15 protein-coding genes are annotated in these 18,357 nt (G+C 64.7%); 5 read left to right on the top strand and 10 right to left on the bottom strand.

Features of this window, described 5'->3' with window-relative positions; genetic code table 11:
* Positions 1 to 28: 28 nt before the first annotated feature.
* Positions 29 to 2,293, top strand: a complete 2,265-nt coding sequence (locus F6X39_RS02225) for an ATP-dependent DNA helicase (protein WP_187615419.1) — start codon at positions 29 to 31, stop codon at positions 2,291 to 2,293.
* A 190-nt stretch (positions 2,294 to 2,483) separates the two neighbouring features.
* On the opposite strand, the gene F6X39_RS36480 is transcribed toward F6X39_RS02225, so the two are convergent.
* Positions 2,484 to 2,735: a hypothetical protein gene (locus F6X39_RS36480; protein WP_084753953.1), complete on the bottom strand. Its 252-nt coding sequence runs from the start codon at positions 2,733 to 2,735 to the stop codon at positions 2,484 to 2,486.
* 231 nt (positions 2,736 to 2,966) lie between these two features.
* Positions 2,967 to 4,220, bottom strand: a complete 1,254-nt coding sequence (locus tag F6X39_RS02215; RefSeq protein ID WP_187615418.1) for a cupin domain-containing protein — start codon at positions 4,218 to 4,220, stop codon at positions 2,967 to 2,969.
* A 32-nt stretch (positions 4,221 to 4,252) separates the two neighbouring features.
* Here F6X39_RS02215 and F6X39_RS02210 point away from each other — a divergent pair, with 32 nt between their 5' ends.
* Positions 4,253 to 4,795, top strand: a complete 543-nt coding sequence (locus F6X39_RS02210; protein WP_184067661.1) for a peptidylprolyl isomerase — start codon at positions 4,253 to 4,255, stop codon at positions 4,793 to 4,795.
* On the opposite strand, the gene F6X39_RS02205 is transcribed toward F6X39_RS02210, so the two are convergent.
* From F6X39_RS02205 to F6X39_RS02190, 4 genes are all read right to left on the bottom strand, one after another.
* Positions 4,775 to 6,202, bottom strand: coding sequence for a hypothetical protein (locus tag F6X39_RS02205; RefSeq protein ID WP_187615417.1), 1,428 nt, complete (start codon positions 6,200 to 6,202; stop codon positions 4,775 to 4,777). The two genes, F6X39_RS02210 and F6X39_RS02205, sit on opposite strands and share 21 nt — an antisense overlap.
* Positions 6,189 to 8,876: a DNA mismatch repair protein MutS gene (gene mutS, locus F6X39_RS02200; RefSeq protein WP_187615416.1), complete on the bottom strand. Its 2,688-nt coding sequence runs from the start codon at positions 8,874 to 8,876 to the stop codon at positions 6,189 to 6,191. Before mutS ends, F6X39_RS02205 begins: the two co-directional genes overlap by 14 nt.
* A 208-nt stretch (positions 8,877 to 9,084) precedes the next feature.
* Positions 9,085 to 10,383: a lysophospholipid transporter LplT gene (gene lplT, locus F6X39_RS02195; protein WP_187615415.1), complete on the bottom strand. Its 1,299-nt coding sequence runs from the start codon at positions 10,381 to 10,383 to the stop codon at positions 9,085 to 9,087.
* 213 nt (positions 10,384 to 10,596) lie between these two features.
* Entirely contained in the window at positions 10,597 to 11,400 is an 804-nt protein-coding gene (locus F6X39_RS02190; RefSeq protein ID WP_090805360.1) for an inositol monophosphatase family protein, read from the bottom strand.
* Positions 11,401 to 11,807: 407 nt separating this feature from the next.
* On the opposite strand from F6X39_RS02190, the gene F6X39_RS02185 reads away from it, so the two are divergent.
* Together F6X39_RS02185 and cysE are read left to right on the top strand one after the other, a co-directional pair.
* Positions 11,808 to 12,638, top strand: coding sequence for an RNA methyltransferase (locus F6X39_RS02185; protein ID WP_187615414.1), 831 nt, complete (start codon positions 11,808 to 11,810; stop codon positions 12,636 to 12,638).
* A 253-nt stretch (positions 12,639 to 12,891) separates the two neighbouring features.
* On the top strand, positions 12,892 to 13,728 hold the full coding sequence (gene cysE, locus F6X39_RS02180) for a serine O-acetyltransferase (protein ID WP_187615413.1): 837 nt from the start codon (positions 12,892 to 12,894) through the stop codon (positions 13,726 to 13,728).
* 45 nt (positions 13,729 to 13,773) lie between these two features.
* Here the strand turns inward: cysE and F6X39_RS02175 are convergent, their stop codons facing one another.
* From F6X39_RS02175 to F6X39_RS02160, 4 genes are all read right to left on the bottom strand, one after another.
* Positions 13,774 to 14,571, bottom strand: coding sequence for a UDP-2,3-diacylglucosamine diphosphatase (locus F6X39_RS02175; RefSeq protein ID WP_187615412.1), 798 nt, complete (start codon positions 14,569 to 14,571; stop codon positions 13,774 to 13,776).
* A 63-nt stretch (positions 14,572 to 14,634) separates the two neighbouring features.
* Positions 14,635 to 15,129 carry a peptidylprolyl isomerase gene (locus tag F6X39_RS02170; protein ID WP_187615411.1) on the bottom strand — a complete coding sequence of 165 codons (495 nt, stop codon included), beginning with the start codon at positions 15,127 to 15,129 and terminating at the stop codon, positions 14,635 to 14,637.
* Positions 15,130 to 15,255: 126 nt separating this feature from the next.
* Positions 15,256 to 15,837 carry a peptidylprolyl isomerase gene (locus F6X39_RS02165; RefSeq protein ID WP_184022474.1) on the bottom strand — a complete coding sequence of 194 codons (582 nt, stop codon included), beginning with the start codon at positions 15,835 to 15,837 and terminating at the stop codon, positions 15,256 to 15,258.
* 50 nt (positions 15,838 to 15,887) lie between these two features.
* The gene (locus F6X39_RS02160) at positions 15,888 to 16,679 is read right to left on the bottom strand and encodes a tetratricopeptide repeat protein (RefSeq protein ID WP_184022476.1); all 792 of its coding nucleotides are present in this window, start codon (positions 16,677 to 16,679) and stop codon (positions 15,888 to 15,890) included.
* Positions 16,680 to 16,929: 250 nt separating this feature from the next.
* Between F6X39_RS02160 and cysS the strand changes: the two genes are divergently transcribed.
* Positions 16,930 to 18,327 carry a cysteine--tRNA ligase gene (cysS, locus tag F6X39_RS02155; protein WP_187615410.1) on the top strand — a complete coding sequence of 466 codons (1,398 nt, stop codon included), beginning with the start codon at positions 16,930 to 16,932 and terminating at the stop codon, positions 18,325 to 18,327.
* Positions 18,328 to 18,357: the final 30 nt, after the last annotated feature.

The raw sequence follows: 18,357 nt of genomic DNA, 5'->3' as shown, positions 1-18,357 counted from the left end.
CGAGCCGGACTTAGCAGGAACGCTTGCCTTGAATTCATCGCATGACACTTCATCCCGGGCCGCGCCGGACAACGCATCTGCTTCGGGTACGCCCGCGCCGCGCGCGGCAGCACCGGTGCCAGGTGTGTCGCTGAATCGGCGCCGCGCGAGCGAGCTCGACGACATCTTCGCCGACAACGGTCTGCTCGCACGGCAGATCGACGGTTATCGGCCGCGTGCGTCGCAGATCGAGATGGCGCGTGCGGTTGCCGCGGCGATGGAGGCGTCGGGCCGCGCGATGCCCGAGCCCGCGATGTTCGAGACGCAGAAGCGCCCGGCGCGGCGCCTGCAGCAGACCGGCGCTGAAGCCGTCTCTGAGTCGACCGGGAGCAACGCCCAAGCCGATGGCGTCGACGGTGGTGAGAATACGCTGATCGTAGAGGCGGGTACCGGCACCGGCAAGACCTATGCGTACCTCGTGCCGGCCATGCTGTGGGGCGGCAAGGTGATCGTCTCGACCGGCACCAAGCATCTGCAGGATCAGCTGTTCCAGCGCGACATTCCGACCGTGCGCGACGCGCTCGCGGTGCCGGTGTCGGTCGCGATGCTGAAGGGCCGCGCGAACTACCTGTGCCATTACTACCTGCAACGCACCGCGGACAACGGCCGTCTGCCGTCGCGCCAGGAGACCTCGTATCTGCAGGACATCGTGCGCTTCGCGAAGATCACGCGCACCGGCGACAAGGCCGAACTCGCGAGCGTGCCGGAAACGGCGCAGGTGTGGTCGATGGTCACGTCGACGCGCGACAACTGTCTCGGCCAGGAGTGTCCCCACTACAAGGACTGCTTCGTGATGCAGGCGCGCCGCGAAGCGCAGCAGGCCGATATCGTGGTGGTCAACCACCATCTGTTTTTCGCCGACATCATGCTGCGCGATACCGGCATGGCGGAGCTGCTGCCGACTGCGAATACGGTCATCTTCGACGAAGCGCACCAGCTGCCCGAAACCGCGACGCTGTTTTTCGGCGAGACGTTATCGACCGCGCAGTTTCTCGAACTCGCACGCGATTCGGTGGCCGAGGGCCTCGGTCACGCACGCGATGCGGTCGATTGGGTCAAGCTCGGCGCGACGCTCGAGCGCGCCGCGCGCGACGTGCGGCTCGCGTTCAAGGAAGACTCGGTGCGTCTGTCGATCGGCCAGCTGCCCGACGATCACCCGCTGTTCGCCGCGCTCGAGACGCTCGAGGCCGAGCTCGACGCGTTGGCTTCGGCGTTGGCGGGCCAGGCCGAGCGAGCCGAATCGCTCGGCGCGTGTTTGCGTCGCGCGCGCGAGTTGCAGGACGTGCTGAGCGGCTGGACCACGCCACCCACGAGTGCAGAACGCGACGCGGTTGCGACCCGCGAGGGTGACGCCAGCGCGGAGCGCGCCGATCCGAATGAAAAGGTGCGCTGGATCGAGGTGTTCTCGCACACGGTGCAGCTGCACGAAACGCCGTTGTCGGTCGCGCCGATTTTCGCGAAGCAGCGCGCCGGCGTACCGCGCGCGTGGATCTTCACATCGGCGACGCTGTCGGTGCGCGGCGACTTCACGCACTATGCGGCGCAGATGGGCTTGAACTCGAAGCGCTCGATGACATTGCCGAGCCCATTCGACTATCCATCGCAAGGGCTTCTGTACGTACCGCGCAATCTGCCACAGCCGTCATCGCCGATGTTCACCGACGCCGTGTTCGATGCCGCATTGCCCGCGATCGAAGCCTCGGGCGGCGGCGTCTTCATGCTGTGCACGACGCTGCGCGCGGTGGATCGTATCTCGGCGAAGCTGCGCGACGCGATCGAGTCGCGCGGCTGGGACTATCCGCTGCTCGTGCAGGGCGATGCGAGCCGCACCGAACTGCTCGACCGCTTTCGCGCCTACGGCAATGCGATCCTGGTCGGCAGTCAGAGCTTCTGGGAAGGGGTGGACGTGCGCGGCGACGCGCTGTCGCTGGTCGTGATCGACAAGCTGCCGTTTGCGCCGCCGGACGATCCCGTGCTGGCCGCGCGGCTCGACGCACTGACGAAGAAGGGCTTGAGCCCGTTCGCCGTGCATCAGCTGCCGCAGGCCGTCATCACGCTGAAGCAGGGCGCCGGCCGGCTGATTCGCGCGGAGACCGATCGTGGCGTGCTGATGATCTGCGATACACGTCTCGTCGATAAACCTTATGGCCGCCGCATCTGGCAGAGTCTGCCGCCGTTCAAGCGCACCCGCGAGATCGACGTGGTGCGTGAGTTCTTTGAGGAGAGTGCTGGGCCAGCGGCGCCGGTTCGATAGGGGGATATGTTCCACACATGCGACGAGCTCCGCAGTGGAAAGCGGCGCTGAATGACAAAACGCCACGGATGTGAATCCGTGGCGTTTTTCTTTTCCCGTTTGCGGCCCGCGCCGTTTCCGGCCAGCCTCCAAACGTTTCATGCGCAGGCGCTGTAGCGGGAGCGCCGCTACAGCGCCGAACCGTTGCGGCTTACTGGCTTGCGCCTGCTGCCGGCGATGCTGCTTCAGCCGGCGATGCTGCCATTGCCGGCGATGCTGCTTCGGCCGGCGATGCTGCTTCGGCCGGCGATGCCGCAACTGCCGGCGATGCTGCTTCAGCAGGCGATGCTGCCGCCGGTGCGGACGCAGCTTCCGACGGTGCAGCAGCCTGATCGTTGCTCTTGTTGCATGCAGCGAGTGCCACAACTGCCAACAGGGATGCTACGAGGAGGGATTTCTTCATGATCACGTCCTTTTATGGTTTAAAGGTAAGCAACAGCGCAAAATAAAACCGGTAATGTGCTCCAACACCGACCTGGGCCGCTGGTGGAGATGCTCTTTTGACGAGCTGGAATCTTCCCTACGGCTTGGGCGGAAATTATATGCACTTTCGTACTGACAGTCGATAAATGCGGGTCAATACGTTGTCTTTCTCATACAAAATTTCACCGTACGGTATAACAGGCGGGCAGAGTTACGCAATCTCGCCTACCTGTATCCAGCCCGCACAATACCACTCGTGTAGCAGTGCTGTCACCGATGAATCGTGCGATAGTGTTACAAAGCGTATCGCACTCATGCACCGCAGATTTGCGAGTTCAAACAGCCATTTTTTCGCGCCGGTCCACGATATTTCTTCTCCATTTACGAAGAAAAAACGTCGTTCATACAACAGGTTAGTCTTGCGATCGAGCCGTAGACCGGATCTCGACGCCGCGCCGATGAAACGGGCTTCGTTGAGCGGCCGTTGCGGCGGATCGAAGACGACACTCGGCTTGGGTTCGCTGAGGTACGTGCCAAGGAACGACGCAATGTCCTGCTCATTCCATCGCACTTTAGCAAGCATCGCGCCCACTCGTTCGACGAGGGCCGCGGGCAACTCGGCCGGCTGTTCGACCGCGGCCTGCCGTGGGTCGCGATAAAGGGCGCCCGCCTTGCCCGTGGCCTCTCCGCGCTCGGCCAGGTGGTACAGGAACTGCGCGGTCAGCTCGCTGTAGGAGGGCGCGCGAAAACCGATCGAGCAGGTCATGCACTCGCCCTCGGCGATGCCGTCGTGCGCGATGTGCGGCGGCAGGTACAGCATGTCGCCGGGCTCGAGTACCCACTCCTGTTCGTGCTCGAAGTGCTGTAAAACCTTCAACGGCAAGCCGGGCTGCAGCGTCAGATCTTTCTGCGCGCTAATGCGCCAGCGGCGCTTGCCTTTTACTTGCAAAAGAAACACATCGTAGGAATCGAAGTGCGGGCCGACGCCGCCGCTATCGGTCGCATACGAAATCATCAGGTCGTCGAGACGCGCGTCCGGCACGAAACGGAAACGGTCGAGCAACGCGCGCGCGCGGTCGTCGTGCAGATCCACGCCCTGCACGAGCAGTGTCCATGCGCGCTGTTTGACGGACGGCAGTTCGTCGGGCGCGAATGGGCCGTGCTCCAGCTGCCATTTGTTGCGGAAGTGCGTGATCAGGCGCGCTTCGACGTCGTCCCGATCGGCCAGCTCGAACAGCTCGTCGCGCGACAGCGGCGCTTCGATGTCCGGAATCGCCTGACGGATCAGCAGCGGCTTTTTCTGCCAGTAGCGGCGCATGAATTGCGACGGGCTCAGATGGCCGAGAAGTGCGGTCGGAACGTCGGGCGAGGGCGGAAGAATGGGCCGCGTGGCCGGCTTTGCAGTAGACGGCGAATTGCTTGCCGAACCTGCATCGGCCGGGAGGTGAGTGGGCCGCCTGGGCATCGTATAATGTGAGTTGTATTTTGGAGAATCGAATGAAAATCGCAAAGAACACCGTCGTGTCGGTCGCCTACAAGCTGTCGGATGCGCAGGGCAATCTGATCGAGGAAAGCGAAGAGCCGATGGTCTATCTTCACGGCGGCTATGATGGCACGTTCCCCAAGATCGAGGAAGAGCTCGACGGCCACGAGGCTGGCTTCGAGACCCAGATCCAGCTTGAGCCGCAAGACGCGTTCGGCGAATACGATCCCGAGCTTGTGAAGATCGAGCCGCGCGATCGCTTCCCGGAACCGCTCGAAGTCGGCATGCAATTCGAAGGCACCCCCGAAGATGGCGACGAGGAAATCGATGCGCTGGTGTACGTGGTGACCGACGTCGCGGAAGACAAGGTCGTGCTCGACGGCAATCATCCGCTCGCCGGCATGGCGCTGCGTTTCGCGTTGACCGTCAAAGACGTGCGTCCGGCAACTGAAGACGAAATCCAGCACGAGCACGCGCATGGCGCGGACGGCCTCGAAGTTCTCGACGACGATGAAGACGAGGACGAAGAAGACAGATCAAAACCGACCCTGCACTGAGCTTGCGGGCATGCGCGGTGTCGTCGCGGGGGCAGACGGCACCGATGCGGGCAACGCAGGCGAGGCTGGCAGTATCGACCCCGGCGGCATCGAGATAGCGGGCCCATAGTCGCCGCCACCCTGGTCGGACGGGATGCGCGGCTGCTGCTCCTGCGACTCTCCAGGCGTCTGCAATACGGGCGGCAATTCCGACGCCGGCCCGAAACCTTCCACATTCGGCATCCCCGGCGCAACCGGCATCGACGCGCCGGATTCGTCGCGCGGCGATGCGGGCGGCAAGACCGGCGGCGTGGTGGGTAGCGGCATCTGCTTCGGCACGTCGCGCACGCTGACTCTGAACGGCGGCTTCCTGCCGAAATCCGCTTCTATCTGAATCCATTGGTTGAGACGATCATGCGGCGCGAGCGCAATGCGCGTGAGATTCGTCACGACCATCCCCTTGTCGTTGCGTAGCGGCTGATCGATGACGAAACCGCCGGCCGGCCGGTCCTCGTCTGCATGAATGACGACCACGGGTCCGGGGAAAATCTGCGCGAGCTTGACCAGACTGCGCTTGAATTCCAGAAAGCCGTCGCGGCGCGAGCTATGTGCGAAGTGCAGCCAGGCGAACCGTTCGGGTCGCTCGTAGCGCTCCGGGTCGAAGTCGCCTTGAATGAACACGACGATCGCGCGCGCGTCGCGGCGCTTCGCGTATTCGGCCGCGTGCTCGAGCCAGAATGCGTTGGCGATCACGCGATCTTCGAACTCGCCGTTGCGGCCGCCCGCGCTCAGGTAGTGGTTGTTCGGACCCGGCGCGTTCAGGCCGATGAAGACGATGTCGCCGGCTTTGGTGTTCGCTTTGTCGTTCGTTTTTTCGTTGACCACCCAGCGCACGTTTTCACGGAACGGGCGGAAGCGCGACACCTCGCTCTCGCGCGTCAACGCGATCGGGTTCTGCCCCATCGACGTTGGATCGGCGAACAGCGTTTGCCGCAACTGGTCGAGCCGCTCGACCGGATCGAAGCCGCCGGCTTCCGCCGTGCCGCAATCGACCCAGTCATGCTGGCCGGGGATAAAGAAGAGGGCAGTGCGCGAGCTGTCGAGCAGCGCGTGGCGGCGCTCGAACAGCGCGTCGCGGCAAACTTCCTTTGGCCCCTTCAGATTGCCGTCGTAGACGATGAAGCGCACGTCGCGCTCGCGGCCGATCGCCTCGAGCAGCCGTTGCGTGGCGGCTTCGTCGGCGGGGCTGTGCATCGTGCCGGAAATCACCGCGAACGCGAAGCGCGAGGCCTCGGCGCGCGCCGGCACGGTCCATGCGCACACTGCCACGAGCACGACGATGCCGCCTGCCGGTGCGAGCACATGGCGCAGCGCCGCGCGAAGCCCGCGCGGGCGCGGCGGGTGTCCCGGCGTGTCAGTGGTCCGCATCCGGCACGCCGGCCAGTTCATGCAGTTCGTACAGCAGATCGAGCGCTTCGCGCGGCCGCAGATCGTTCGGATCGATGCCGCGCAGACGCTCGACGAGTGTCTGCATCGCGGGCGACGCAGGCGTTGCGTCGCTCGCCGCCTCGTGGTCGTCGTCCGAGTCTTCGGCGAGCATGGCAGGCTGCGTGGCGAACAGATCGAGTTGCGGCGCGGGCTGCGCGGCCGATTGCTGCTCCAGATGCGCGAGATGCTTGCGTGCCGCGCGGATCACCGCGTTCGGCACGCCGGCGAGTTGCGCGACCTGCAGACCGTAGCTCTGATTGGCGGGCCCTTCGTTGACCGCGTGCAGGAACACGATGCCGTGCCCGTGCTCGACTGCCGACAGATGCACGTTGGCCGCGTGCGGAAACTCCGCGGGTAGTTGCGTCAGCTCGAAATAGTGCGTCGCGAACAGCGTGTAGCAGCCGTTGTGGGCGAGCAGGTGGCGCGCGATCGCCCACGCGAGCGCGAGGCCGTCGAACGTCGACGTGCCGCGGCCGATCTCGTCCATCAGCACGAGGCTTTGCGGTGTCGCGTCGTTGAGGATCGCGGCGGCTTCGGTCATCTCCACCATGAAGGTCGAGCGGCCGCCGGCGAGGTCGTCGGCCGCGCCGATGCGCGTGAAGATGCGGTCGATCGGTCCGAAGGCCGCGCGCCGCGCCGGTACATAGCTGCCCACGTAAGCGAGCAGCGCGATCAGCGCGGTCTGGCGCATGAAAGTCGACTTACCGCCCATGTTGGGACCGGTGATCAACAGCAGCTTGCGCTCGGTCGCGAGTGAGCAATCGTTGGCGATGAACTGCTCGACCTGCGCCTCGACCACCGGATGACGACCCTGCTCGATGTCGATACCCGCGTTCGCCGAGAACGTCGGCGCAACCCAGTCGAGCGCGCGAGCGCGTTCGCCGAGCGCGGCCAGCAGATCGAGTTCGGCGAGCGCGAGCGCAACGCGCTGACAGTCGGGAATGAACGGCAGCAACGATTGCAACAACGCGTCGTACAGTGCGCGTTCGCGCGCGAGCGCGCGTTCCTGCGCGGACAGCGCTTTGTCCTCGAAGGTCTTCAGCTCGGGCGTGATATAGCGCTCGGCATTCTTCAGCGTTTGCCGACGCCGATAGTCGTCCGGCACCTTGTCGGTCTGGCCGCGCGTGACTTCGATATAGAAGCCGTGCACCTTGTTGTACTCGACGCGCAGATTGCTGATGCCGGTGCGCGCGCGTTCGCGTGTTTCGAGATCGATCAGGAACTGTCCACAGTTCTCCGAAATATCGCGCAGTTCGTCGAGCTCGGCGTCATAACCACGCGCGATGACGCCGCCGTCGCGCACCATCGCGGCCGGCTCTTGCGCGACCGCGAGCTTCAGCAAATCGGCGCACGCGTGCGGCGGTTCGAGCGCCGCGTCGATGCGCGCGAGCGAATCCGCGTTCGAGGCCACCGCCGCGAGCTGCGCGCGCAATGCAGGCAGCGCGATGAAGGTATCGCGCAGGCTCGACAGATCGCGCGGCCGCGCCGACAGCAGCGCGAGACGTCCGGTGATCCGTTCGATGTCCGAAATCTGCCGCAATGCGCTGCGCAATGTATCGAGATCGGCGCCCGGCGGCGCGTCGAGCAACGCGCCGATCGCCTGCTGACGTGCCTGCGCCACCGCCGAATCGCGCGGCGGATGATGCAGCCAGTGCCGCAGCAGGCGGCTGCCCATCGTCGTGCAGCAGGTGTCGAGCAGCGAGCACAGCGTCGGCGATTCGGTGCCGCGCAGTGTCTCCGTGAGTTCGAGGTTGCGGCGCGTGGCCGGGTCGAGGCCGATGTATTCGGATTCGTATTCGACCTTCAGGCTGCGCACATGGCGCAGTTGCTGGCCCTGCGTGGACGCCGCATACAGCAGCAACGCGCCGGCCGCGCCGCACGCGCAGCCGAGCGAATGCGCGCCGAAGCCGTCGAGGCTAGCGACTTCGAGCTGGTCGCACAGGCGCTTCGTGCCCGAGGTGATATCGAAGTGCCAGGCCGGTACACGCTTGAGCGCGCTGGCGTTGACAGGCGGTGTCCAGCTGGTCGAATCGGCGCTGGCGTCGGCGACCAGAATTTCCGCGGGACGGATGCGCTCCAGCGCGGCGGCGACCTGATCGGGCGCGACTTCGGCGAGGCGCAGCGCGCCGCTCGCGAGATTGAGCCACGCGAGACCGACGCTCGTGGCGACACCGCGGCGATTGTGCGCGACGCCCAGCGCGAGCAGATAGACGTCGCTCTTGTCGGACAGCAGCGCGGCGTCGGTCAGCGTGCCAGGCGTAACCACGCGCATGACCTTGCGCTCGACCGGGCCTTTCGAGGTGGCCGGGTCGCCGATCTGTTCGCAGATCGCGACCGATTCGCCGAGCTTCACGAGCTTGGCCAGATACTGTTCGACAGCGTGATGCGGCACGCCGGCCATCTTGATCGGATTGCCCGCCGACGCGCCGCGCTGCGTGAGCGTCAGGTCGAGCAGGCGCGCGGCTTTTTCCGCGTCGTCGAAAAAGAGTTCGTAGAAGTCGCCCATCCGGTAGAACACCAGCGTGCCCGGATGCTCCGCCTTGATGCGCAGGTACTGTTGCATCATCGGCGTGTGTTGTGCGACGTCGTTGGCCGCTGCGGTTTGAATACCCATCCTTCGTGTCTTCTTGCGGTAGATGCTCAGGGCGTGAGTTTAACCCGCCGGCGCGGCGAGCGGACCCTGGCCGAACGGACGATGCCCAACACAAGAGCTGAATGTCAGCATGACCGATTCGATCAAAGCGGGGGTTGCACGCCGTCGCGGCGGGTTACGGCCGTCGAGCCGAGCCTCGCGCTGTCATTGCTGGAGCACCGTGGTGCATTCATTCCTCGATCATCGCCCGCATGTCCACCCTGCGTTCGTTCGCCGCGCTGCGGCGTTTCGCGAGCCACATCAGCAGCGTGATGAAGGTGCCGAACACGACGATGATCCACTGCGCGGGCATCTTCGCCGTGAGCAGCAGCGCGTACACGCCGAGCATCAGCAGCACCGCGAGGTTCTGGTTGAAATTCTGCACGGCGATCGAGTGACCGGCCGACAGCAGCGTCGCGCCGCGATGCTGCAGGATCGCATTCATCGGCACGATGAAAAAGCCCGACAACGCACCGAGCACGATCATCAGCGGATAGGCCAGCAGAATGTAGTAGGGCGCGACGTGCGTGCCGAAGCGCAGGCCCGCGCCCGCCGGGAACAGGTCCTTGTTGTAGAAGGCCATCGCGATCGCCACCGCGCCCGTCAGCACGCCGACCGGCAACACCTTCAGCGAGTGGCGCAATGGAATCAGCGCGGCCGCGCCCGCCGCGCCGATCGCGATGCCGAAGCCGGTCACGCCTTGCATCACCGCCGCCTTCGACAACGACAGCCCGAGGTTCACGTTCGCCCATTTGAGCACCAGCAGCTGCATCGTCACGGCGGCGCCCCACATCAGCGTGGTCACCCACAGCGCGATCTGCGCGAGCTTGTCGGCCCACAGCACCCGGAAGCAGTGATGGAAATCGCCGACCAGCTTATTCGGCTCGGTCAGCCGGTTCGGATAGCGCGCGCCAGTGTCCGGAATGAAGATGTTGATCGCGGCGGCGATCGCGTAGGTGAGCATGACCGCGCCCATCGCGAGATCGGCGGCCGAGCGGATCAGCGGCATATGCGCACGCGTGACGAAATGCTCGACGACGGTGCTGATCAGCGCACCGCCGAGCATCGTGCCGGCGATCGTCGACAGCACCGTCGCCGATTCGAGCCACGCGTTTGCCTGCACGAGCTTTTCGGCGGGCAGCAGCTCGGTGAGGATGCCGTATTTGGCGGGCGAATACGCGGCTGCGCCGAAGCCGACCACGCCGTAGGCGATCATCGGATGAACGCCGAGGATCATCATCAGGCAGCCGCTCGCCTTCAGCGCGTTGGAGACGAACATCACGTGGCGCTTCTGCATCGAATCGGCGAACGCGCCGACGAACGGCGCGAGCAGCACGTACGAGATCGTGAAAAAAATCTGCAGCAGCGGCGTAACCCACGCGGCCGAGCGCATCACGGAAAGCAGGGCGATGGCGGCGATCAACAGCGCATTGTCGGCCAGCGACGAAATGAACTGTGCCGCGATGATCGTATGGAAGCCTTTTTTCATGGGGCAGATTGGAGGCTGCGCCCGGGGCGAAAGTCGGGCAGGGTCAAAGCGGCATGGAGCAGGGAACGGTCCCGCCGGAGTACCGCCCCGAATAACTTCCCGCTTTTTAGCACGACGCTCCGCACACTGGAGCGCCGCCAACAGAAAAGCGGCCGAAGCCGCTTTTCTCTGCAACCGTTATGCGTTGCCGCGGACCGGCCGCGGCGGCGCACCTTACGCCGACTGCTGGCGCGTGCGGCTGTAGCGCGACAGGATCGGAATCATCTGCGCGTAGACCTTCGGGTTGCCCGCGACGACTTCGCCGACGTGCAGGAACTCCGAATCACCGGTGTAGTTGCCGACCAGGCCGCCGGCTTCGGTGATCAGCAGGCTGCCCGCCGCGACGTCCCATGCGTTCAGGCCCTGCTCGAAGAAGCCGTCCATGTGGCCGGCCGCGACGTTGGCCAGATCGAGCGCGGCGGCGCCCGGACGGCGCAGGCCGGCGCAGGCTTCGGTCATCTCGGCGAACTGACGGCCGTACGATTCGAGGCTGTCCTGCGCGCGGAACGGAAAGCCGGTGCCGATCAGGCAGTCGGCCAGGCGGTCACGCTTGGCGACGCGGATGCGGCGATCGTTGAGAAACGCGCCACGGCCGCGCGATGCGGTGAACAGATCGTTGCGGGTCGGATCGTAGACGACGGCCTGCGTGACGACGCCCTTGTGCGCGAGCGCGATCGACACGCAGTAGTAAGGGAAGCCGTGGATGAAGTTGGTGGTGCCGTCGAGCGGATCGATGATCCACTGGTATTCGGAATCGTGGTCCGACTTGCCCGACTCTTCGGCGAGGATGGCGTGATCGGGATAAGCGGTCTTCAGCGTTTCGATGATCGCCGCTTCGGACGCTTTGTCGACCTCCGTGACGAAATCGTTGTGCTGCTTTTTGCTGACCTGAATCAGGTCGAGATCGAGCGATGCGCGGTTGATGATCTGAGCTGCGCGGCGCGCGGCCTTCACAGCGATATTGAGCATGGGATGCATAAACTGATCCTTGTGCCGGGGCAGCACGGCTGCCGGCCGGTAAATAAGCGCGAAACTGCGCTGACGGGCGCCGCAACGACGCAAAAACAGCACGGAACGGCAGACCGGCTATCAAACCGGAGAGCATTCCGTCGACGGAGACGAATTGAATAAGAACGGTGCGACCGGTTCGACGCAAGCTTCAGCCAACGTCGGCGCCGGACGCGAAAAGCGGTATTTTACCTGAGTCCGGGCGCCCTCGCGCATGCTCGCTCACGTGCGGCTGATGTACCGCACCGGCGTCCGCCGGTGCCGGTCAGATGCTGCGCCCTCGTCCGCGCGCGTGGCTCGCGCGTGCGTCTGATTCGGCATAGGTGCCCGTTGGCGCTACCATACGCGTCTTGAGTCCTAGCCAGCCGAGTTTCATCGTGGATCACACCCACCATTCCTCCGACCCCGCCGTGGCCGATTTGCGCGGCGGCTTCACGTCGACGCGTTTCGTGCTGGTCGAGCCCAGCCATCCGGGCAATGTCGGCGCCGCGGCGCGCGCGCTGAAAACCATGGGCTTTTCGCGGCTCGTGCTCGTGTCGCCGCGCGTGCCGAACGTGCAGAACGACCCCGAAGCGATCGCGATGGCGAGCGGCGCCAATGACGTACTCGCCTCCGTGCACGTGGTGCCGTCGCTCGCCGATGCGCTGACTGGCGTGCACTGGTCGATTGCGCTGACCGCGCGGCTGCGCGAATACGGTCCGCCGCAATGGACGCCGCGTGCGGCTGCGGCCGCCGCGCACGCAGAGGCGATGCACGGCGAGATCGCGCTGGTGTTCGGCAACGAGCGCACGGGCTTGTCGAACGAGGACGTCGAGCGATGCAGCGCGATCGCGCATATTCCGGCCAATCCGGCCTATAGCTCGCTCAATCTCGCGCAGGCGGTGCAGGTGCTCGCCTACGAGCTACGCACCGCGTACCTCGGCGCCGACGAAGCGAGCGACGGCGCACCCACCGCGGGAGCACACGCGGCGCCGGCCGAATCCGCCGCTCCACGCGCGCAGATGGCGGCCAGCGACGAGATCGAGAGCATGTTCGCGCATCTGGAAAGCGCACTGGTCGCGCTCGAGTTTCTCGATCCGGCCAATCCGAAGAAGCTGATGTCACGGCTGCGGCGGCTCTTCGCGCGCTCGGGCCTCGAGCGCGAGGAGGTCAACATCGTGCGCGGCATCGCCAAGCACATCCTGCTCAAGACCAGACGGACCGGCTGACGGTCCGTTGACCAGCCCGTGACGGCGCCTGATGCGCCGCCTTCGTCTGACGACAACCTTGCAGGTGACGGGGACTTCCGGCAGGTTTCGCGCAATCGCCCTACAATCCACGAAACGTTAGAAGCAAAGCTGCCGCCGTGCCAAGCGGCAGCGATGCCGTTAGCTATGGCGCGAAACGCAGAGTCGCGCGCATGCGCAAACCGCGCGGATTCGCTCACGCAGACGGTTTTCCCCCAACAATACAGTCCCTGCCATGTTCACGAGACTTCGCGAAGATATCGCCACCATCCGCGAGCGCGATCCCGCCGCCCGCAGCGCATGGGAAGTGCTCACGTGTTATCCGGGGCTGCACGCGCTCGTGCTGCATCGGATCGCTCACGCGTGCTGGCGCGCGAAGCGCCGCTGGCTCGCGCGTTTCGTGTCCCAGATGGCGCGCTTCATGACCGGCATCGAGATTCATCCGGGCGCGAGCGTCGGGCGGCGCGTGTTCATCGATCACGGCATGGGCGTCGTGATCGGCGAGACCGCGCAGATCGGCGACGACTGCACGATCTACCAGGGTGTGACGCTCGGTGGCACGTCGCTCACGCGCGGCGCGAAGCGGCATCCGACGCTCGAGCGTGGTGTGATCGTCGGTGCGGGCGCGAAGGTGCTCGGCGGCTTCACCGTCGGCGCGGACGCGAAGATCGGATCGAACGCGGTCGTGACGAAGCCGGTGCCCGCGCGTGGCACGGCGCTCGGCAATCCGGCGCGGATCATCGTGCCGGCCGCGGCGGCTGCGAACGGTGCGAACGGTGCGAACCCGAATGCGAACGACGCCGCGCGTGACGCGAAGCGCGGCAGCGAAATCAGCGCGTTTTGCGCATACGGCATCACGCCTAACGCGGACGATCCGGTTTCGCTCGCGATTCACGGTCTGATCGACCATGCGGCTACTCAGGCGCGACGTATCGATGAAATCGTCGATGCGCTCGAGCGGCTCGGCACGAGCCTCGAAGGTCTGCAAGGCGCGGATGCGGCGTTGCTCGATTTGCGGCGGCTATCGGCGGCGATCGGGGGGAAGGTGGAGGGGCTGGCGGGGGAGCGCTAGGTATCGGCGCCTCGGCAGCGCGAAGCGCACGCCGTACCCACGAGGTCAATCCAGCGGCAGCGCTCGAATCCCGTCGGCATCGATCTTCAGATAGCCGCCCCGGCGCTCGCCGTGATCGAGATCCCAGTCGGGCAGAACCCAGCGCGTGCCGCCCGGCTCGCGATGCCGCGCGGGCAGATGGGTATGCCCATGAATGATCGTCGCGGTCTTCGATTTCCTGAACAGCGCGGCGACACCTTGCGGGGTCACGTCATACTTGATCGGCATCGGCCGCGTGCGGCCATGCTCGCTCTTCGAGCGCATGTTCTCGGCGAGCTTGCGACGCCAACGAAACGGCCACGCGAGAAACAGAATCTGCGCGAGTCGATTGCGCGCGAAACACCTGAACAACTGATAGCCGCGATCCGCGGTGCACAGACCATCGCCATGGGCGAGCGCAATGCGCGTGCCGAACGCGGTAATCACGAACGGATCGGGCAGCCAGATCGCGCCGGCCGCTTTCATGAAGCGCTTGCCCAGCAGAAAGTCGCGGTTGCCGTGCATGATGTAAAGCGCGATGCCGCGCTCGGACAGCGTGTGCAGCAGCGCCGCAATATGGGCGACGAACGGCTCGCTCAGCATGTCGTCGCCGACCCAGTACTCGAACAGGTCGCCGAGGATGAACACCGAGTCGGCCGCTTCCGCGCTCACGCGGATGAAATGCTCGAACGCGGCGAGCGTGCGCGGACTCGCCTCGCTCAGATGCAGATCGGAGAGGAAGAAAAAAGGGCGCGCGGCGTGCGGGCGTTGGCCCTCGCCTGGCACGCCCGCGGCGACGCTTCGCGGCGGCGTTTCTTGCAGCATTGAAGGTGCCTGATTTCAGTTCAAAGGAGTCGACGCCCGCATGAGGCGCGACTCACTCACGGCTTAGCCGACGACGACAGCTTTTTCGATCACGACGTCATCGACCGGCACGTCCTGATGGAAGCCCTTCGAACCGGTCTTGACCTTCCTGATCTTCTCGACCACGTCCATGCCTTCGACGACCTTGCCGAACACCGCATAGCCCCAGCCTTGCGGCGTCGGCGACGAGTGGTTCAGGAAGTCGTTGTCGTTCACGTTGATGAAGAATTGCGCGGTCGCCGAATGAGGGTCGTTGGTACGCGCCATCGCGATCGAGCCGTTCTCGTTCTTCAGACCGTTGTTCGCCTCGTTGGTGATCGGCTCGGCCGTCGGCTTCTGCTTCATGCCGGGTTCGAAGCCGCCGCCCTGGATCATGAAGCCGTCGATCACGCGGTGAAACACCGTGTTGTCGTAGTGGCCGGCCTTCACGTAGTTCAGGAAGTTCTCGACCGACTTCGGCGCCTTTTCGGCATTCAGCTCGAGTTTGATGAGGCCGTGGTTCGTATGCAGTTCAACCATGATGGAATCCTTTGATGAACAGGTGGATAAAAGGCGCGGCGCGTCGTCATGTGCTGACGACCGGCCGCGCCGGGGCGTTGGTTGGGGCCGGGCTTCGGCCGCGCGGGTTTGCTTGCCCGTTCGTTTTTACTTGCTCACCACCGTCGCCGACTGGATCACGACCGGCTTCTGCGGCACATCGCTCATCGGGCCGCGCGTGGTGGTGGGCGTGGCTTCGATGCGTTTCACGACGTCCATGCCGCTCGTGACCTTGCCGAATACCGCGTAGCCGTTGCCGTCCGGATTCGGGTAGTCGAGATTGGCATTGTCCACCGTGTTGATGAAGAACTGCGCGGTGGCCGAATTCGGGTCGCTGGTGCGTGCCATCGCGATCGTGCCAGCGGTGTTCTTCAGACCGGTGCGGCTCTCGAGCGGAATCGGCGCGCGCGTCGGCTTCTCGACGAAGCTCTGCGTATAGCCGCCGCCCTGGATCATGAAGCCCGGAATCACGCGATGGAAGATCGTGCCGCTATATTGGCCGGCTTTCACGTAGTCGAGGAAATTGGCGACCGTCTTTGGCGCTTTCTCGGGATACAGCTCGACGCGGATGTCACCCTCCGACGTCTTCAGCAGCACGGAAGGATGAGCGGCCTGCGAACCGGACTGCGCAAAGGCGGGTGCGTTTGCGATCAGGGCGGCGCTGCCGAGCGCCAACATCAACCATTTCATGAAAGTCCTCGGGGTTGGAGAAAACTTGCGGCAGGCAACGAGCCCGGCGCTCAGCGCGACGGCGCCATGTACGGCGGCATGGCGAGCGAGCCATTCGGGCCGCCGAACTGGAAGCTCGGGCTGTCCGTGATGTTCGACGTGGGGTGCGCGGCGGGCACGGTCGTCTGCTCGGCGGCGGGCTGTGACGCCGCGGCAGCGGGCGTTGCCGGCGACACGACCTTCTGGATATCCGCGAGACGCTGCGCGGTCCTCGGGCTCGCCTTGCCGAGGCTCTCCGCGCGACGGTACGCGGCATCGGCGAGGCGCAGATAGAGGTCACCGAGGTTCTCGAACGCGAGGCCGTAGTTCGGATTGACCTGGGTGGCCATCTCGAGCGCCGCGCGCGCCTCGGTCAGACGGCCTTGTCTCGCGAAGAGTGTGGCGAGGTTGTTGTACGGCTCGGGCAACTCGGGATACAGCTGCGTGAGTTCGGTGAACGCCGTGATCGCTTCGTCGTCGCGATTCAGATGCACGAGCACGTTTGCGCGTTTGAACTTCGCTTGTGCGTCGCGCGGATTCGCGGCGACGCGCGCATCGAGTTGGGTCAGCGCGGCTTGCCAGTTTTTCTGCGCGATCGACGCGTCGATTTCCGGCGTATTGTCACGCACGGCGGGGCCTTGCGGCATCACCGCGGTCTTCTGCGCATAAGCGCTCGCGACCGGCACCGCGGCAAGTGCGGCAACGACGGTGACGCGCCACGCGAGGGCACGCGCCGCTTCCAAAGTAACGCCACCGACAACGTTGCCAAACGCAGTCGCGGCGAGGGTCGCAGCGCTGTGCGCGCGGCCGCTGGAGTGTTTCATAGGCTCAGGTCTCGATGTTATACTCCGAGCCATTCTAACAAAAGGTCTGCGCGTTCCGTCGAACCGCCGACTGTCTTTTCGCCACTCGTGGCCGTCTCCGCCCGGTTCGCAGCGTCGTCTGCAGCCTGATCGCCGCACGAGGTGCGCCGGTTTCAGCTGTATGCGATGTACCCGTTATCCTGTTCGTTTCGCGGGTCGCGGCGCGCATGAAGCACAATGCGGACTTCTTTCGGCCCACGCACCGCTCTCTATGGAATCTCTGCGCATTTACAACACGCTCGCGCGTGACAAACAGACTTTCGTGCCGCTGCGCGAAGGTGTCGTGCGGATGTACGTCTGCGGGATGACCGTGTACGACTATTGTCACGTCGGTCATGCGCGGGTGATGGTCGTGTTCGACATCGTGCAGCGCTGGTTGCGTGCGCTTGGCTACAACGTGACCTACGTGCGCAACATTACCGATATCGACGACAAGATCATCAAGCGCGCAGTCGAGAACGGTGAAACCATCAAATCGCTGACCGATCGCTTCATCGCCGCGCTGCATGAAGACGCGGACGCGCTCGGCATCGAGCGTCCGGACATCGAGCCGCGCGCGACCGACTTCATTCCGCAGATGCTCGGCATGATCGAGACGCTCGAGAAAAACGGCTACGCCTACCAGGCGAGCGACGGCGACGTCAACTACGCGGTACGCAAATTCGCAGGATACGGCAAGCTGTCGGGCAAGTCGCTCGAAGACCTGCGCGCTGGCGAACGCGTCGCGGCCAACGACGCGAAACAGGACCCGCTCGACTTCGTGCTGTGGAAGCAGGCGAAGCCCGAGGAACCGGCCGACACCGGCTGGGATTCGAAGTACGGGCGCGGTCGTCCCGGCTGGCACATCGAGTGCTCGGCGATGGGCTGCACGCTGCTCGGTGAACAGTTCGACATTCACGGTGGCGGCCAGGATCTGCAGTTTCCGCACCACGAAAACGAGATCGCGCAAAGTGAGGCCGCGACCGGACAAACATTCGTCAATTACTGGATGCACAACGGCTACGTACAGATCGACAATGAGAAGATGTCGAAGTCGTTGAACAATTTTTTTACGATTCGCGAAGTGCTCGCGCAGTACGATGCAGAGGTGGTGCGTTTCTTCATCGCGCGCGCGCATTACCGCTCGCCGTTGAACTACAGCGACGTACATATCGACGACGCGCGCAATGCACTCGCGCGTTTGTACACGGCGTTGAAAGACGTGACGCCCGATAGCGCCGTGCTCGACTGGAACGAAGCGCACGCGCAGCGTTTCCAGGCGGCAATGAACGACGACTTCAACACGCCGGTGGCCGTGTCGGTGCTGTTCGAGCTGGCCACCGAAGTGAACCGCACGCGCGACCCCGCGCTGGCCCGTCAATTGCGCGCGCTTGGCGCGGTGCTCGGGCTGCTCGGACGCGAACCGCGTGCCTACCTGCAGCAGGCAGCGGGTGCTGCAGCCGAAGGCGCGCTCGAGCCCGCCGCGATCGAAGCGAAGATCGCCGCGCGCATCGCCGCCAAGCAGGCAAAGGACTATGCGGCAGCAGACCGGATCCGGGCCGAATTGCTCGATGCCGGCGTTGCCCTTGAAGACAAACCCGGCGGGTTGACCGAGTGGCGGCGCGTGTGAGCGCACCTCGTAGTTCCCTCTGAACGACTC

Source organism: Paraburkholderia sp. UCT2 (genome assembly GCF_014397665.1).
In the GTDB taxonomy this organism is placed as follows: Bacteria; Pseudomonadota; Gammaproteobacteria; order Burkholderiales; family Burkholderiaceae; genus Paraburkholderia; species Paraburkholderia tuberum.
The sequence above is the reverse complement of the archived record's forward strand: the minus strand, read 5'-3'. Positions and strand labels throughout refer to the sequence as shown.

Bases quoted from the DNA above. Each gene is read 5' to 3' on its own strand.
- lplT (WP_187615415.1), bottom strand. From the start codon at position 10,383: ATGAAAAAAGGCTTCCATACGATCATCGCGGCACAGTTCATTTCGTCG.
- cysS (WP_187615410.1), top strand. From the start codon at position 16,930: ATGGAATCTCTGCGCATTTACAACACGCTCGCGCGTGACAAACAGACT.
- F6X39_RS02210 (WP_184067661.1), top strand. From the start codon at position 4,253: ATGAAAATCGCAAAGAACACCGTCGTGTCGGTCGCCTACAAGCTGTCG.
- F6X39_RS02205 (WP_187615417.1), bottom strand. From the start codon at position 6,202: ATGCGGACCACTGACACGCCGGGACACCCGCCGCGCCCGCGCGGGCTT.
- F6X39_RS02190 (WP_090805360.1), bottom strand. From the start codon at position 11,400: ATGCATCCCATGCTCAATATCGCTGTGAAGGCCGCGCGCCGCGCAGCT.
- F6X39_RS02175 (WP_187615412.1), bottom strand. From the start codon at position 14,571: ATGCTGCAAGAAACGCCGCCGCGAAGCGTCGCCGCGGGCGTGCCAGGC.
- F6X39_RS02160 (WP_184022476.1), bottom strand. From the start codon at position 16,679: ATGAAACACTCCAGCGGCCGCGCGCACAGCGCTGCGACCCTCGCCGCG.
- cysE (WP_187615413.1), top strand. From the start codon at position 12,892: ATGTTCACGAGACTTCGCGAAGATATCGCCACCATCCGCGAGCGCGAT.
- F6X39_RS02215 (WP_187615418.1), bottom strand. From the start codon at position 4,220: ATGCCCAGGCGGCCCACTCACCTCCCGGCCGATGCAGGTTCGGCAAGC.
- F6X39_RS02165 (WP_184022474.1), bottom strand. From the start codon at position 15,837: ATGAAATGGTTGATGTTGGCGCTCGGCAGCGCCGCCCTGATCGCAAAC.
- mutS (WP_187615416.1), bottom strand. From the start codon at position 8,876: ATGGGTATTCAAACCGCAGCGGCCAACGACGTCGCACAACACACGCCG.
- F6X39_RS02170 (WP_187615411.1), bottom strand. From the start codon at position 15,129: ATGGTTGAACTGCATACGAACCACGGCCTCATCAAACTCGAGCTGAAT.
- F6X39_RS36480 (WP_084753953.1), bottom strand. From the start codon at position 2,735: ATGAAGAAATCCCTCCTCGTAGCATCCCTGTTGGCAGTTGTGGCACTC.